The organism is Methylovirgula sp. 4M-Z18 (assembly GCF_037890675.1).
Classification (GTDB): domain Bacteria; phylum Pseudomonadota; class Alphaproteobacteria; order Rhizobiales; family Beijerinckiaceae; genus 4M-Z18.
In genome coordinates, this window is the sequence record NZ_CP149574.1 from 3,153,743 (window position 1) to 3,169,357 (window position 15,615).

General features: G+C 61.8%; 12 protein-coding genes. 8 read left to right on the top strand and 4 right to left on the bottom strand.

The features are described 5' to 3' along the window. Positions 1-179: 179 nt before the first annotated feature. From V9T28_RS14625 to V9T28_RS14645, 5 genes are all read left to right on the top strand, one after another. A complete protein-coding gene (locus tag V9T28_RS14625) occupies positions 180-2,372 on the top strand; it encodes a malate synthase G (protein WP_116399644.1) in 2,193 nt (730 codons plus the stop codon). A gap of 58 nt (positions 2,373-2,430) precedes the next feature. Beyond that, positions 2,431-3,366, top strand: coding sequence for a carbohydrate kinase family protein (locus V9T28_RS14630; protein ID WP_116399645.1), 936 nt, complete (start codon positions 2,431-2,433; stop codon positions 3,364-3,366). A 106-nt stretch (positions 3,367-3,472) separates the two neighbouring features. Continuing rightward, positions 3,473-4,954, top strand: coding sequence for a glucose-6-phosphate dehydrogenase (zwf, locus tag V9T28_RS14635; protein WP_116399646.1), 1,482 nt, complete (start codon positions 3,473-3,475; stop codon positions 4,952-4,954). Between the two features lie 212 nt (positions 4,955-5,166). Beyond that, a complete protein-coding gene (gene edd / locus V9T28_RS14640; RefSeq protein WP_116399647.1) occupies positions 5,167-6,978 on the top strand; it encodes a phosphogluconate dehydratase in 1,812 nt (603 codons plus the stop codon). A 164-nt stretch (positions 6,979-7,142) separates the two neighbouring features. After that, positions 7,143-9,293: a hypothetical protein gene (locus V9T28_RS14645; protein ID WP_116399648.1), complete on the top strand. Its 2,151-nt coding sequence runs from the start codon at positions 7,143-7,145 to the stop codon at positions 9,291-9,293. A 108-nt stretch (positions 9,294-9,401) separates the two neighbouring features. On the opposite strand, the gene V9T28_RS14650 is transcribed toward V9T28_RS14645, so the two are convergent. The 3 genes from V9T28_RS14650 to V9T28_RS14660 form a co-directional block, all read right to left on the bottom strand. Next, positions 9,402-10,877 carry a hypothetical protein gene (locus V9T28_RS14650; protein ID WP_116399649.1) on the bottom strand — a complete coding sequence of 492 codons (1,476 nt, stop codon included), beginning with the start codon at positions 10,875-10,877 and terminating at the stop codon, positions 9,402-9,404. A 333-nt stretch (positions 10,878-11,210) separates the two neighbouring features. Further along, a complete protein-coding gene (locus V9T28_RS14655; protein ID WP_116399650.1) occupies positions 11,211-11,597 on the bottom strand; it encodes a VOC family protein in 387 nt (128 codons plus the stop codon). Between the two features lie 42 nt (positions 11,598-11,639). Beyond that, positions 11,640-12,542 carry a LysR substrate-binding domain-containing protein gene (locus V9T28_RS14660; protein WP_116399651.1) on the bottom strand — a complete coding sequence of 301 codons (903 nt, stop codon included), beginning with the start codon at positions 12,540-12,542 and terminating at the stop codon, positions 11,640-11,642. A gap of 102 nt (positions 12,543-12,644) precedes the next feature. Here V9T28_RS14660 and V9T28_RS14665 point away from each other — a divergent pair, with 102 nt between their 5' ends. Next, on the top strand, positions 12,645-13,487 hold the full coding sequence (locus tag V9T28_RS14665) for an oxidoreductase (protein ID WP_116399652.1): 843 nt from the start codon (positions 12,645-12,647) through the stop codon (positions 13,485-13,487). On the opposite strand, the gene V9T28_RS14670 is transcribed toward V9T28_RS14665, so the two are convergent. Continuing rightward, positions 13,484-13,912 carry a DsrE family protein gene (locus tag V9T28_RS14670; protein ID WP_445242171.1) on the bottom strand — a complete coding sequence of 143 codons (429 nt, stop codon included), beginning with the start codon at positions 13,910-13,912 and terminating at the stop codon, positions 13,484-13,486. The two genes, V9T28_RS14665 and V9T28_RS14670, sit on opposite strands and share 4 nt — an antisense overlap. A 112-nt stretch (positions 13,913-14,024) precedes the next feature. Here V9T28_RS14670 and V9T28_RS14675 point away from each other — a divergent pair, with 112 nt between their 5' ends. Both V9T28_RS14675 and V9T28_RS14680 read left to right on the top strand, forming a co-directional pair. Beyond that, positions 14,025-14,684: a hypothetical protein gene (locus V9T28_RS14675; RefSeq protein ID WP_116399654.1), complete on the top strand. Its 660-nt coding sequence runs from the start codon at positions 14,025-14,027 to the stop codon at positions 14,682-14,684. A 239-nt stretch (positions 14,685-14,923) separates the two neighbouring features. Beyond that, on the top strand, positions 14,924-15,580 hold the full coding sequence (locus V9T28_RS14680; RefSeq protein ID WP_116399655.1) for a 50S ribosomal protein L25/general stress protein Ctc: 657 nt from the start codon (positions 14,924-14,926) through the stop codon (positions 15,578-15,580). Positions 15,581-15,615 lie beyond the last annotated feature (35 nt).

Genomic DNA, 15,615 nt, shown 5'->3' on the forward strand with positions numbered 1-15,615 from the left:
AAAGCGCCGCACCCTGCCACGCGCATCGCCGCCAACGCTGGAAGAATATAAACAATGCCTTGGTATGATTGATGAATTTTAAGGCGGCGGAAGCCCTAGCGAATTTTTCGCGACATCTGTATGAAACAGGGATAGACGCCCTTCACACCGCCGTCCGCGCGTGCTTCCGGAGCCCACGTATGAATAGCCTTTCCCCGCCGCAACCATCTCAGGAGGAGCCCCGGGTCGCGGTGGCCGGTTTGCAGGTCGCGCAGGTGCTCGCCGATTTCGTCGAGACCCAGGCCCTGGCCGGGACGACCCTTTCGTCGGCGGAGATCTGGGCCGGGTTTGCCGCGATCCTCAAGGACCTGGCGCCGAAGAACCGGAGGCTGCTGCAAAAGCGCGACGAATTGCAGGCGCAGATCGACGCCTGGCACCGGAAGCACAAGGCCGAGCCCTTCGACCAGGCCGCCTACGAGGCCTTTTTGCGCGAGATCGGCTATCTGCTGCCGCCGCCCGCCGACGCGAAGATCGCGACCGCGCGGGTCGATGGCGAAATCGCCCGGATCGCCGGGCCGCAGCTCGTGGTGCCGGTGTCCAACGCCCGCTATGCGCTGAACGCCGCCAATGCCCGCTGGGGCTCGCTCTATGACGCGCTCTACGGCACGGATGCGATTTCCGACGCCGATGGCGCGGCGCGGGGCAAGGGCTACAATCCGGTGCGCGGCGCGAAGGTCGTGGCTTTCGCCAAGGATTTCCTCGACCATGCGGCGCCGCTCGCCCATGGCCACCACGCCGACGTCACCGCCTATGCAATCGAGAACGGCGCGCTGATCGCGCGGCTGCCGAACGGCGCGAGCCCGCTCGCAAAGCCGGCGCAATTCGCCGGCTATCAAGGTGAGGCGAGCGCGCCGCACAGCATCCTGCTCGTCAACAATGGCCTGCATATCGACATCCGCATCGACCGCGCCACGCCGGTCGGCCGCACCGACGCAGCGGGCGTCGCCGACCTGGTGCTCGAATCCGCGATCACCACCATCATGGATATGGAAGATTCGGTCGCGGCGGTGGACGCCGAGGACAAGGTGCTCATCTACAACAATTGGCTCGGCCTCACCGAAGGCTCGCTCACCGCGACGATTGCCAAAGGCAACAGCACGATCGAGCGCAAGCTCAACCGCGACCGCATCTACACGAAGCCGAATGGCGAGGAACTGGTGCTGCACGGCCGCAGCCTGATGCTGATCCGCAATGTCGGTCATCACATGTATACGGACGCGGTGCTGGACGAAGACGGACACGAGGTGCCCGAAGGCATGCTCGATGCACTCATCAGCGTGCTGATCGCGGCGCGCGATCTCACCGGCCAGTGCAACAGCCGCTGCGGCTCGATCTATGTCGTGAAGCCGAAGATGCATGGGCCGGAGGAAGTCGCGCTCACGAACGAATTGTTCACGCGCGTCGAAGACTTCCTCGGCCTCGCACCGCATACGGTCAAGATCGGCATCATGGACGAGGAGCGCCGCACCACGATCAATCTCGCCGCCTGTATCGCAGCGGCGAAGCATCGCGTGGTGTTCATCAACACCGGCTTCCTCGACCGCACCGGCGACGAGATTCATACGTCGATGGAAGCGGGCCCCGTCGTGCGCAAGAACGACATGAAATCCTGCGCCTGGATCAAGGCGTATGAAGATTCGAATGTCGATACCGGCCTCGCCTGCGGCCTTCCCGGCCACGCGCAGATCGGCAAGGGCATGTGGGCCGCACCCGACCAGATGGCAGCCATGCTGGAACAGAAGATCGCCCATCCGCAGGCGGGCGCCAATACCGCCTGGGTGCCCTCGCCGACCGCTGCCACCTTGCACGCGCTACACTATCACCGCGTGAATGTGGCTGAGCGGCAGCACGAACTGAGCACGCGGCCGAAGGCGAAGGTCAGCGACATTCTCACCCTGCCACTGGCGCAATCGAATTTCGCGCCGCAAGCGGTGCAGGAAGAACTCGACAACAATGTGCAGGGCATTCTGGGCTATGTGGTGCGCTGGATCGACCAGGGCGTCGGCTGCTCGAAAGTGCCGGACATTCACGATGTCGGCCTGATGGAAGACCGCGCCACTTTACGCATTTCGAGCCAGCACATCGCCAATTGGCTGCATCACGGCATCGTCACCAAGGACCAGGTGCTCGAGACGCTGCATCGCATGGCGGGTGTCGTCGACAAGCAGAACGCAGGCGATCCGGTCTACGAGCCGCTCGCCGGCAATTTCGACAGCCCCGCGTTCCAGGCGGCCTGCGATCTCATCTTCGAGGGCCGCACGCAGCCGAACGGCTACACCGAATTCATTTTGCACAAGCGCCGCAGGCAGAAAAAGCAGCTCGGCGCGGCGTGACGAAACGACGATCGACCAGAACCACGACCACGAGAACGCGTTTAGGGGGGCCAGATCCATGATCCTTGTTTGCGGCGAAGCGCTTTACGATCTCTTCCTCGATTCCGAAACGAATGCGCAGTTGAAATTCGACGGCCGCCCCGGCGGCTCGCCGTACAACGTGGCCTTCGGCCTTTCGCGGCTCGGCCAGGCTTCGAGCTTCTTCACCGGCCTCTCCACCGACTTTCTCGGCGAATTGCTGATGCAGGTGCTGAAGCGCGAGAACGTGCACACCGGCTTCATCAAGCGCTTCGACAACCGCTCGACCCTGAGCGTGGTCGGCGTCGACGCGCAAGGCCTGCCAGCCTATGCCTTCTACGGCGACAGCGCGGCCGACCGCGCGGTGCAAGAGGCGGATCTGCCGGACCTTGGACCGGAGGTCAGCGCGATCCATTTGAGCTCGTTCTCGACCGTCGTCGAGCCGATCGGCTCGGCGCTCGCCGCGCTGGTCAAGCGCCACTCGGGCGCGAAGGTGATTTCGTTCGATCCGAACATCCGCCTCAATGTCGAGCCCGACCTGAAGGTCTGGCACCGCAAGATCGAAGAGCTCGTGCCCTTCACGCATCTGCTCAAGATCAGTTCGGAGGATTTCGAATTGATCTACGGCAAGGAGGATCCCGAAGCCCGTGCGAAAACCTGGCTCGCACAAGGCGTCCGCCTCGTCATTCTGACGCGCGGCAGCGACGGTGTCACGGCCTGGACGAAGGCGCACCGCGCCGATGTGCCGGCAGAAAAGATCAAGCTGGTCGATACGGTCGGCGCGGGCGATACCTTCCAGGCGGCGATCTTCACCGCTTTGTCGGAGGCCGGCAAGCTTTCGCCGAACGGCATCGAAACGCTGGAAAAGACTGCGCTCGAACATTATTTGAGCTTCGCCAGCCGCGCGGCGGCAATCACCTGCTCGCGCCGCGGCGCCGACCTGCCGTTCCGCCGCGAATTGCCGGATACGTTCTGATACAGGTTGACCGGCGCATGCCGGTTGACACCCAATCCGGCTCTGTCGCATTTGCTTAATCGCGGCGCGCTAATCTCGCGCGTCCAACTCAAAAATCTGAGGTTCCATGGTTGCCCGCATCATCAAAGTTGATCCGTTCGACCTCATCGTCTTCGGCGGCACGGGCGATCTTGCCTATCGCAAGATCTATCCGGCGATGTTCCATCGTTATGTCGACGGCCAGTTCACAGAGCCCTTCCGAATCGTCGGCATCTCGCGCCGCGCCAATACGGACGAGGAATTTCGCGACACCGTGCGCGATGCCCTGAAAAAATTCGGTGATTCCGGCAAGGTGCCGGCCGAAACCGTCGAGACGTTTCTCACCACGCTGGCCTATGTCGCCGTGGACGCGACGGGCGCCTCCGGCTGGAGCGATTTGCAGCATTGGCTGAGCGGCGCGCCGGATCGCATCCGCGCCTATTATCTTGCCACCAGTCCCGACCTGTTCGGTGCCATTGCCGAAGGCCTGGCGCATAACGGCCTCGTCACGCCGGCCTCGCGCATCATCGTCGAGAAGCCGATCGGCAAGGACGGCGCCTCTGCCAATGCGATCAACGATCAGATCGGCGCGGTGTTCCAGGAAAACCAGATCTTCCGCATCGACCATTATCTCGGCAAGGAGACGGTGCAGAACCTGATGGCGCTGCGCTTCGCCAATATCCTGTTCGAACCGATCTGGGATGCCGCGCATATCGATCACGTGCAGATCACCGCGGCCGAATCCATCGGTGTCGAAGGGCGCGGCGCCTATTACGATAATTCCGGCGCGATCCGCGACATGGTGCAGAATCACCTGCTGCAATTGCTCTGTCTCGTCGCGATGGAGCCGCCCGCGTCGCTCGATGCGGACGCGGTGCGCGACGAAAAGCTCAAAGTGCTGAAGACCCTCGCGCCGATCGACGAGAGCAACGCCAGCACGCTCACCGTGCGTGGCCAATATCGCCCCGGCGCCTCGAGCGGCGCGGCCGTGCCCGGTTACCTCGAGGAGGTCGGCAAGCCGGACAGCACGACCGAGACCTTCGTTGCGATCAAGGCGTCGGTGCAGAACTGGCGCTGGGCCGGCGTGCCGTTTTATTTGCGCACCGGCAAACGCCTGCCGCAGCGCGTTTCGGAAATCGTCGTGACCTTCCGTCACGTGCCGCATTCGATCTTCGGCGCCAATCCGGACGATGTCGCGGAAAATCGCCTGGTGATCCGCTTGCAGCCGGACGAAGGCATCAAATTGTGGCTGATGATCAAGGAGCCCGGCCCGGGCGGCATGCGCCTGCAGCACGTGCCGCTCGACATGAGCTTCGCCAAGGCCTTCGAAGTGCGCACGCCAGAGGCCTATGAGCGGCTGATCATGGATGTGATCCGCGGCAACGCCACTCTGTTCATGCGCCGCGACGAAGTGGAGGCCGCCTGGCGCTGGATCGACCCGATCCGCAACGCCTGGGCCAATTCGAGCGAGGCGCCGAAGCCCTATTTCGCCGGCACGTGGGGGCCGAACGCCTCGGTTGCACTGATCGAGCGCGACGGGCGGACGTGGAACGAGGAATTGACGTCATAAAACCCTTCTTCTCCCTGTGAAACAGGGAGAAGGCAATACTTGCGTTCTTCAATGTCGCAACATTCGCGGGCTTCCGGAAAACTTGCGGGAGTGTCGCCTCTTCCCTACTCTACCGATCACGATCAGGGCCGCCTTCATCCACCCCGCTTCGTGGGGCATCACGCCTTGCAAGCGGGAGGGGGATGCGCGGCAAAGGTTTAAGGAGTTCTCCCATGGTGCAGAAGCGCATTGCCGATGTGACGGCACGGATCAGAGAGCGCAGCCGCGGCGGCCGCGAGGCCTATCTGGCGCGCATCGAAAAAGCGGCGGAGAAGGGGCCGCGCCGCGGCGTCATGGGCTGCGCCAATCTCGCCCATGGCTTTGCCGCCTGCAACGCCCATGACAAGGGCCTGCTGAGCGATGCAGTGGTGCCCAATCTCGCGATCGTCACCGCCTACAACGACATGCTCTCGGCGCACCAGCCCTACGAGCGCTTCCCCGACATCATCAAGGAAGCGGCGCGCGAAGTCGGCGCGGTCGCGCAAGTGGCGGGCGGCGTGCCGGCCATGTGCGACGGCGTGACGCAAGGCCGCGCCGGCATGGAACTCTCGCTGTTCTCGCGCGAAGTGATCGCCATGGCGACCGCCATCGCACTCTCGCATGATATGTTCGACGCAGCGGTTTACCTCGGCGTGTGCGACAAGATCGTGCCGGGCCTCGTGATCGGCGCGCTGACCTTCGGTCATATTCCGGCGGTCTTCGTGCCAGCCGGGCCGATGCCATCGGGCCTCGGCAATGACGAGAAATCGAAAATCCGCCAGCTCTTCGCCGAAGGCAAGGCGAGCCGCGCCGATCTGCTCGCGGCGGAATCCGCCGCCTATCATTCGGCCGGCACCTGCACTTTCTACGGCACCGCCAATTCCAATCAGATGCTGATGGAAGCGATGGGCCTGCACCTGCCCGGTTCGTCCTTCGTCAACCCGAACACGCCGCTGCGCGACGAACTGACGCGCGAAGCGGCGAAGCGCGCGCTCGCGATCACGGCGCTCGGCAACGAATATACGCCGGTGGGCAAGATGCTCGACGAGCGCGCCTTCGTGAACGGCGTCGTCGCGCTGCATGCGACGGGCGGTTCGACCAACCATGTCATGCATCTCGTCGCCATGGCAAAGGCCGCCGGCATCATCGTCACGCTCGAGGATTTCGCCATCCTGTCGGAGGCGGTGCCGCTGCTCACCCGCATCTATCCCAACGGCAGCGCCGACGTGAATCATTTCACCGCCGCCGGCGGCACGAGCTTCCTCATCAGCCAATTGCTCGATGCCGGCCTCGTACACGAGGATGCGGCGACCATTTCCGGCACGCCGCTCGGCGATTACCGCCGCGATCCGTGGCTCGACAACGGCACGTTGAAATGGCGCCCGACAGTGGCGAAGAGCCTGGACGAGAGCGTGCTGCGCCCTGCGGCGGAGCCGTTCTCGGAAGACGGCGGCCTGAAGATGCTGACCGGCAATCTCGGCCGCGCGGTGATCAAGATCAGCGCCGTGAAGCCCGAGCACCGCAAGGTGCGCGCGCCCGCGCGCATCTTCCACTCGCAGGAGGAACTCGCCGAAGCCTTCAAGCACGGCGAACTCTACCGCGATTTCGTGGCGGTCGTGCGCTTCCAGGGCCCGCGCGCGATCGGCATGCCGGAGCTGCACAAGATGACGCCGTTCCTGTCCTCGGTCATGGGCAAAGGCTTCCAGACCGCGCTCGTCACCGACGGCCGCATGTCCGGCGCCTCGGGCAAAGTGCCCGCCGCCATTCACGTGACGCCGGAAGCGGTCAACGGCGGCCCGATCGCACTGCTGCGCGACGGCGACATGATCACGCTCGATGCGGAAATCGGCATCCTGGTGGCGGAAGTCGACCCCGATGAATGGGCGAAACGCCAGCTTGCCACCTGCGATTTGCGCGACCATCAGCATGGCACCGGCCGCGAATTGTTCGGCGCCTTCCGCGCGATCGCCGGCGGCGCGGATGCGGGCGCGAGCGTGTTTGGGTGAGACCACGGCAGGGTCAGCCTATCCGGGGTAAGGACCAACATGGGATATGGTCTGGACGGTTTCATCGTGCGATGCATTCGCTCGCACGGCTCGGCATCTGGCGCGCAATCGCTTTTGCCACCCATAAATCCTTTTAGAAACGACACGTCATGCTTGAGCGCCCCATGTCATTTGCCGGCCCGCTGAACTCCTCCGGGCAACAGCGCGGCCGAAGTGACATGATCCTGCAGATTGCGGGCGCGACGCTGATCCTTTTGATTTTCCTTGCCCTGTTCGGATGGCCGATCGGCTGGGGCGAGGCCATGCCGGGCGATCTGGGCGATGCCCGGTTCAATATGTATGTGCTGGAGCATTTTTTCCGGCGGCTCAGCGGCAGCGCGGTCTCCTTTGCCTCGCCGCATATGTTCTATCCCTATCCCGGCACATTGTTCTTCAGCGACACGCATATCGGCACGGCCTGGATCTACAGCATTTTCCGAGCCCTCGGCCTCGACGATTATATGGCGTTCAAAGCGTGGTTCTTTACCGGCTATGTTTTGACTTACGCCGCCAGCTATTACGTCTTCCTTCGGCTCGGCACGCGGCCATGGATCGCCGCCGTCGGCGCGGCACTCTTCACATTCAGTTTGCCGAGTGTCGCACAAATCGGACATGCGCAGCTCGTTTATCGCTGCTGCGTGCCCTTGGCCATGCTGGCATTTTGGCAATGGTGTCAGACGGGGCGCATAAAGCTGCTGTTGCGCAGCATCTTCTGGCTCAATGTTCAGATGCTGATCAGCGTCTATCTCGGCGTTTTCCTCGCCATGCTGATGGTGCTGTTCTATGTGACTTTCATCATCTTGTCGCCAAGCCGCTGGCTGGCGCTGCGCGCCATTCCCGATGTCCGCAATGTTCTGCCAAATATCGCCTGGCGCGACTATCTTGCCGCGGCAATTTGGATCGCCGTCGCAGCGCTGACAATTTTTATCCTGCACAAATATCAGGAGGTCAGCCGAATTTACGGACTGAAGCGCCCGTTTGAAGACGTCCGCATGATGCTGCCCCGGCCGGCGAGCTATCTCATATCGAGCATTTTGCCTTATTATCGTGACCTGACCCAGTCCCTGGGCGCGGGCATTCCGCTGCCGCAAGAACATAATCTGTTCGTGGGTGTAGGCACGCTCGGGCTGTTCGTTGCGGGGCTTTTCGGTTTAAGATCGCAGCCGGGCACACGATGCGACGTGACGTTCGCGCAATATGCGCTGATCGCCGCCCTCCTCGTGGCGTTTTGCGTCACGCAATTTGCCCATTTCACGCTCTACCGGATGATCGGGACGTTGCCCGGGCTGCATGCCATACGCGCCGTGGCACGCGTCATGTTGATTCTGGTGTTTCCCATCTCCGTGGTGGCCGTGAAGGGAATAGAAACATTATGGCGCGACGGCGTGGCGGCGCCCGTCCGCTACGCGGTTTGCACTGTTCTGCTTTTCGTTTGCGGCTTCGAAATTGGGATGGCGGACAAAAATACCTATCTCGTCAGTCAATCTGAAGCCAGGATCAAGCCGATCGTCGCCGCGGCGCGGATGCGGGGGGCGGCGGTTGAGCGCCCCATTCTGGCCGTGACCCTGGCCGATACGGATATCCAATATATTTTTACGGAGATCGATGCCAGCCTTGCGGCGCAACGCCTCGGATGGCCAACGGTCAATGGCTATTCGGGCAGTATGGTTCCCGGGCAAGGCACCCTCGATTGCGGCATGGCCCTGCGGCAATATCGTGCCTATCGGACGTGGGACCGCAAACACAGCGAAGAGATCGATTTGAGCGATCTGATGCGGCGAACGATCTATGTCGGCTTGGATGATTGTGACCGTGATTGGCGCCATTGGCAGCCGTCCGCGATGGATATCTCTCCGGCCTTGGCAACGCCCCCCGACGCCGCGATCGCACCACTCGTGAGCCTGTCCGTCGCGTCGGTCGAACGGCGCGAGGCGGCTATTGTGTTCAAAGTGGATGTCAAGAACGGCAGTCAGGACTGGATACGGCAGAACTTGCAAAAGCCGCTGCGACTGGTCTGGCGCTTCGTGCCACTCGATGGATCATCAGAACAGAGCCCAATCGTCGCGGAAAAAATCCATCCGGACATTTGGGATAGGCAGGACCTTCTGGACGACATCGCGCCCAGCGGAATGCGAACTGAAACGATTGCGACCCCTTTGCCCAAAAAAGCGGGACTTTACCGTCTCGAAGTCTCCATGGTCGAAGAAGGTGGCTTCTGGTTTCATCGCGAGGGCATGGCGCTCGCGGTTTGGCCGATACCGATCAAGGTGGACTGATCATCGAACAAATTCCTGCGGCACAGCGCCTTTCAAGACGAGCACGTCGAGGCCAGACCGTTTGACAATCCGATAACTGCCGGCCCCGCGGAAGCGACACACTCGTTCTTACGGCGGCATGCGCATCAATCGCAAAACCGAAGATTCCGCGTCCAGAGGCTCGGCGCTAGCCAGGTTGTAATCTGGCAACAACAACTGAATCTGCTTCACGCAGACATCCGTTGCCTCCACGTAACATACGACTTTGAGATCGCCGTTCGGGTGCCGCGCCGCGGAAAATTGCCTGATGACCGCATTCCGATTGGCATCTGCCCGATCGGCGAAGCCGACGGCCGGTTTGTGATGGACGAGATCGCGCAGCACGGCCGGCCATACCCGCCAATAATCTCCGGCATAACCGTCGGCATCGACCGCCGCGCTTGGCGCAACCTGCGCAAAGACAGGGTATTTTTCTAACGGCGTAAATTTGGCTGCCAAGAAATAGCCGAGGAACGCGGCTACCAACAAGCATAGGATATTTTGCAGCATCGGTTTGAGAAAAAGAAAATATTCAGCAAACTTGACCGCAAGAATGCCAACCGCGACGAAGATGATCGGCACGAAATAACGAGTGTGAAAGTGACTGGCCTTGATCCAGGAATTGACCGAGAACAGCAAGAACCAGGCTAAACAGAAAAGCGCCAGCGCCCCGCAGATTTCGCCCCAGTGCGCAATCCGGCCCATTTTGACGTAAGCGGGAAAATTGAACCGCAGCAAGCGCAAGGCGAGCGCGAAAGCGACGACGGCGCAAAGCCGCGGCAAATCCAGGCCGCGCACCAGATTTCTGGCGGTCGCGTGCGAATATTCTTCTACGTTCTGAATATCGAAATCGGAATAGGAGATTCCCGAATGTGGATAGAAGCTGCTAATCAGCAACCAGGCTTTGAAGGATAACAGCGAAACGATCGCGAAGACGATCAGCGGCGCCGAAACTTTACGCTGCATCCATGCGATTACGGAGAAAGCGCTGCATTCAGGAATGACTAAACTATTGTTCAAGCCCGTGCCGATGACGACAAGAATGACCACCCTGACGTAATCGATCGGCTTGAATTCCGGTTTGAGAATCAGATCGAACACAATCCAAGCGAACAGGGTGTAGGACAGCGTGTATTCGATATGGGAAATGGAAGTGTCAACGAACTGCCATTCATGCAGCACGAGAATGAAGAGAAGCACAGTGACGAGGAAGACAAGGCGGCGAAAGGCAAACCGGTCCTGCACGGGCTCGAACGATCGCGCTATCCCGCGCGCCCAGGCCCAGGCCAGCGAGCAAAAGCACAGACACGACAAGATGCTGTTCAAATAAACATTCAGCCGCGCATTGCGGACCACGGACAGAGCAAGGGGAAGGACATTGAGGAGCCGATCCTGGCCCCAATAGAACAGCGTCACCTTCTGCAGCGACATGATGGAATTCATCATGACATCCGCATTCATGTACGGCGCCAATTTATTGGCGATGAGCAAGCTGACAAAAATAACGATCAAGAAATCGACGAGAAAATTGAGCCCTCGCGATTGGCTCGTATACGTTCGATCCATCGGTATAAACGCCCCCTCCCGAATAGTCCTCACCTCCTCGTGGGTTTAGCCGTCTGACGAAGCCTGAATAGTCACGCGCGCAGCGGTCATCGACCACGTCGATCCGCTCGAGATAAGCCGCACGAAACACGAAACAAAACCGTTATCGCCGCGTTGCCGCGATCGCGAAAACAGAGCCATTTTCATTTCGCCCCCGGAAACACATCATTCCCACATGGAGACGATCTTTACCATTTATACCTATTATGCAAGTGGTTTTGGCTGAGCTGAGGGAAAACCCCGAGTGTCAGCGTTAATTTGACCCGCATCATAACGCCAACGATATCTCCGCCGTCATGCCTCCCGGTGACATACGGCCTCGATATTGTTGCCGTCCGGATCGAGCACGAACGCGCCGTAGTAATTGGCGTGATAATGCGGCCGCAAACCGGGCGGACCGTTGTCGCGCCCGCCGGCCTTAAGGGCCGCGTGATAGAATGCATCCACGTCGGTACGCGAAGCGGCCGCGAACGCGACATGCACGCTGGTTGCAGGCGACGTGCCGGTACCGATCCAGAAGAACGGCTTGCCCGCCGCGCCGAAGCCGGCATGCGCTTCGGCGCCGGTTTGCTCTGCCGTCACCTCCATCAGCGGCGCGATGCCGAGCGGCTGCAAGGCCGCGGCATAAAAGTGCTTGGACCGTTCGAAATCAGAAACCGCAAAGCCGATGTGATCGATCATGGCGCATGTCTCTCCGTTGGACAAATTCCATATCTTGCAAAATCATTTCGCGTGCGCCACCGCCTTTGCCGCCTCGACGAAGGCGCGCAATTTCGGCGCGAGCGACGCGCGGCGCGGATAATAGAGGAAAAGCCCGTCCTCTTCGATGGCGCTGTGCGGCAGCAGTTGCACGAGCTGGCCGTGCTTGAGCTCTTGGCGCACCAGCGGTTCGAAAATATAGCCGATGCCGACGCCGGCGAGCGCCAGATCGCGCACGTATGTCCCATCGGTCACGCGCAAGGTGCCGGATGTCTTCACGGCGATCGTGCGGCCGTTTTCTTCCAACTCCCAATCATAGACCCCGCCCGAGCCGACGAACCGGAAGCCGATGCAATTGTGCCGCTCAAGGTCGCGCAGCGTCTGCGGCGCACCATGCGCCGTGAGATAGGCGGGCGACGCGACGAGAATCGCCTGGAACGGCGGCGCCAGCCGCAGCGCCACCATGTCCTGCTGCACGGCGACGCCGAGCCGCACGCCCGCATCGAAACCCTCCGCGACAATATCGACGAAGGCGTCATTGGTGTGCAGTTCCACCGTGAGACGCGGATGTTTTGCCGCGAGCGCCGCCAGAATCGGCGTCAAGGCCATGTGCACCGCGACCCGCGGCGCATTGAGGCGCAACACGCCGGTCACGTCGCCGCGCTCGGCCGCCAGCGCCTCGAAGGCCGCGCCGATCTCGTCCAGTGCCGGGCCGATCCGGGCGAGGAAACGCTGGCCGGCCTCCGTCAGGGCGACGCTGCGGGTGGTGCGGGCGAACAGCGGCTCGCCCAACCGATCCTCGACCGTGCGCACCGCATGGCTCACCGCCGATGGGCTCATGTCCAACGCCGCCGCGGCGCTGGCGAAGCCCTGATGCCGGGCGACCTGCAGCACGATGGGCAGATGGCTCAAGAGATCGCGATCCATTCATGCATAATATCGCATAAATCATGCCATTTGAACCATATTATCATTCGATCCGGTTCGGCCCATAGTCGCCTCCAACAACCCGCAACTCTGGAGACGACCATGCCCCGCCCCGTTCAACCCACCTGGTTCATCACCGGCGCCTCGTCCGGCTTCGGTCTCGCCTTCGCCGAATATGCCTTAGGCCAAGGCTACAATGTCGTCGCGACCGCCCGCTCGACCGGCAAGCTCGAACACCTCGCGGCCAGCGCGCCGGACCGGGTCCTCGTGCACAAGCTCGACGTGACGGCCGCAGGCGAGGCCGAAGCCGCCATCGCGGCGGCGGTCGCACGCTTCGGTGGCATCGACGTGCTGATCAACAATGCTGGTTATGCCATCGTCGGCGCGGTCGAGGAAACGCCGGAACACGAATTGCGCGCCCAGATGGAGACCAATTTCTTCGGCGCAGTCGCTGTCACCCGCGCCGCCATGCCCGTCCTGCGCGCCCAGGGGCATGGCGCCATCGTCAACATCTCGAGCCTCGGCGGCCAGCTCTCGTTCAGCGGTTTTAGCGCCTATTCGGCCTCGAAATTCGCGCTCGAAGGCCTCTCGGAGGCGCTGGCGCAAGAGGTCGCCCCCTTTGGCCTTAAGGTGCTGATCGTGGAGCCCGGCCAATTCCGCACCAATCTCGCGGGCGAGAGCCTGAAGCAGATGCCGGAGATCGACGCCTACAGCGATATCGTCGGCGGCACGCGCGAGTTTGCCCGCACCATGCACGGCACCCAGGACGGCGATCCGGCCAAGGCCGCCCGCGCCATCGATCTGGCGCTCAAGGCGGAAACGACACCGCTGCGCCTGCAGCTCGGCGCCGATTCCATCGACGCCGTGCGCGGCCATGCCGAACAATTGCTGAAGGACATGGCGGCGTGGGAGAAAGTGGGGCGCGAGACGCGGGTCGAAACTTAAGGCCGCAAATAGGCATAGCCCTGTTGCTGCAGCTCGGCCAGCATGACAACCCCGCCCTTTTCGGCCACCGCGAAGGACGGCATGAGATCGGCGAGCGTCAGTTTCATGGCCGCCATCGTGTGACTGCAGGCATAGGGGGTCAGGCCCTGCGCGGTCAACGCCTGCAATTCCGTCGCGACTTGCGCATTTTCCGGCAGGTTGCGGAATTGCGCGAGCGGCGGCCCGTGGACGACCAGGGCGATACGCACCTTCTCCGGCCCGCCCATGCCCTCAAAATGGTGGCGGATATTGCCCAGGACGAACCCGACCTTGCCGAAATCGGACAGGTGATAGACGACTTTGGGAACAGAAGCGGTCTGCGCAAGCGCACTTTTACCCGCCAATCCAAAACCGAGGGCCACGAGAAGGGCCTGGCGCCGCCGCACATGAACCATGACATTTCCTCTTCCGACCGGTGGCACATGGAGTGCCGGCTGATCGCCATGGCGTTCGAAGAGTGATATTATACCCTTGCCGGCCCTTTGTAAGGAGGCTTCCATGCAAGGAAGGCTCAATGTTTTCAGCCTATTCGCGTTCGGCACCGTATTTTTGATCACAATCGGCACGTTGAGCCGGGCCCAGGATGCCAACCCGATCGACGAAAGCTGGAAGCGCCAGCTTTTGGCGGACGAACAAAAGTTCGGCGAGATTTTGTTTCCGGACGCCCAGCCGTCGCACAATGCGGCCTGTTTCGTGCGGCACTATGATGCGGCCCATCTCAAAGCCCATCCCTATCAGAAAGTGACGAGCATCAGCATTCTCGTGACCTCGGAGCCTTGGCAGGCGAGCGACGACCCGACGACCCGTGTCAGCACGAAGTGGAAATGGACCTATGCCGTCCAGGCGCGCCAGCGCGACGGGAAGCTCCGCCACAACGTGAGCGACGCCAATTGCCGGTTCGACCACCCTGACCCGCAGAATGGACACGCCGACTATACGCTCGAATGCAACATCGAATGCGATGCCGGCGATACGCTGCGGGTACGCCCCGACGGCAAGTCGGCGCTCTTCGGCCTCGCCCACGGGGATCTCGCCAATCCGAATTACGATCCGCAGGAGGATGGGCAGGGAGGAAAGCCGAGCGAACATGCCGACGACCACCTGTTCCGCCTCGCCCGAGCGCCGGTGGAGGAATGCGAGAAAGCCCCGGCGAAGTGAACTCCTGCCGGAAAACCGGGACTTGAGCCGAGCGAACCAAGAGGATCCGGGCGTGCCCCAACCGCAGGAGAACCGCCGCTTGCGCAACCCTCCTCCCCTGACTTCCCGCGCCAATCCCCTTGTTTTCCGCGCCCTTCCCCGCTATAAGCCGCGCCGTAACCGGTTTCGACACCCTTGGAGGCGCCGGTTGGAGTGGCCGCATGTCGCGGCCATTTAGCGTTTTAAGAAGGACCAATCGCATGGCCGCGATCAAAGAATTGAAGGCCACGGTCCGCAGCGGGACAGGCAAGGGGGCCGCCCGCAGCGTTCGCCGTGAAGGTAAGGTACCAGCAGTGATCTATGGCGGAGGCGAAGCGCCCCAGCCGATCTCGCTGAACTACAAGGAAACCAACCAGGCGATCTACGCCGGTCACTTCCTGACCACGATCATTGAACTCGATGTCGACGGCAAGAAAGAGCGCGTCATTCCGCGCGACTACCAGCTCGACGTCGTCAAGGACACGCCCTTGCACGTCGATTTCCTGCGCCTGAAGGCCGGCTCGCGTCTGCGCGTCGACGTCCCGGTGCATGTGATCAACCAGGAAATCTCGCCCGGCATCAAGCGGGGCGGCACGCTCAACATCGTGCGCCACGCGGTGGAAATGTGGGTTCCGGCCGACAGTATTCCGGAAGGCCTCACTGCCGACCTGGCGACGCTCGACATCAACGATTCGATGCACATTTCGGCCTTCAAACTGCCGGAAGGCTGCACGCCGACGATCACCAACCGTGACTTCACGGTGCTGACCATCGCGCCGCCGACCGTGTACAAGGACGAAGCCGGCGCGACCGCCGCCGCGGCACCTGCCGCTGCTGCCCCGGCTGCTGCCGCCAAGGCTGCTCCGGCGAAGAAGTAATCGTCAAAATCATCACCTATCCCCGCGGCGAAGCT

What these genes read in the sequence shown, in the direction of transcription:
- V9T28_RS14645 (WP_116399648.1), top strand. Translation starts at nt 7,143, where the DNA reads ATGTCATTTGCCGGCCCGCTGAACTCCTCCGGGCAACAGCGCGGCCGA.
- V9T28_RS14680 (WP_116399655.1), top strand. Translation starts at nt 14,924, where the DNA reads ATGGCCGCGATCAAAGAATTGAAGGCCACGGTCCGCAGCGGGACAGGC.
- edd (WP_116399647.1), top strand. Translation starts at nt 5,167, where the DNA reads ATGGTGCAGAAGCGCATTGCCGATGTGACGGCACGGATCAGAGAGCGC.
- V9T28_RS14625 (WP_116399644.1), top strand. Translation starts at nt 180, where the DNA reads ATGAATAGCCTTTCCCCGCCGCAACCATCTCAGGAGGAGCCCCGGGTC.
- V9T28_RS14675 (WP_116399654.1), top strand. Translation starts at nt 14,025, where the DNA reads ATGCAAGGAAGGCTCAATGTTTTCAGCCTATTCGCGTTCGGCACCGTA.
- V9T28_RS14655 (WP_116399650.1), bottom strand. Translation starts at nt 11,597, where the DNA reads ATGATCGATCACATCGGCTTTGCGGTTTCTGATTTCGAACGGTCCAAG.
- V9T28_RS14665 (WP_116399652.1), top strand. Translation starts at nt 12,645, where the DNA reads ATGCCCCGCCCCGTTCAACCCACCTGGTTCATCACCGGCGCCTCGTCC.
- V9T28_RS14650 (WP_116399649.1), bottom strand. Translation starts at nt 10,877, where the DNA reads ATGGATCGAACGTATACGAGCCAATCGCGAGGGCTCAATTTTCTCGTC.
- V9T28_RS14630 (WP_116399645.1), top strand. Translation starts at nt 2,431, where the DNA reads ATGATCCTTGTTTGCGGCGAAGCGCTTTACGATCTCTTCCTCGATTCC.
- V9T28_RS14660 (WP_116399651.1), bottom strand. Translation starts at nt 12,542, where the DNA reads ATGGATCGCGATCTCTTGAGCCATCTGCCCATCGTGCTGCAGGTCGCC.
- zwf (WP_116399646.1), top strand. Translation starts at nt 3,473, where the DNA reads ATGGTTGCCCGCATCATCAAAGTTGATCCGTTCGACCTCATCGTCTTC.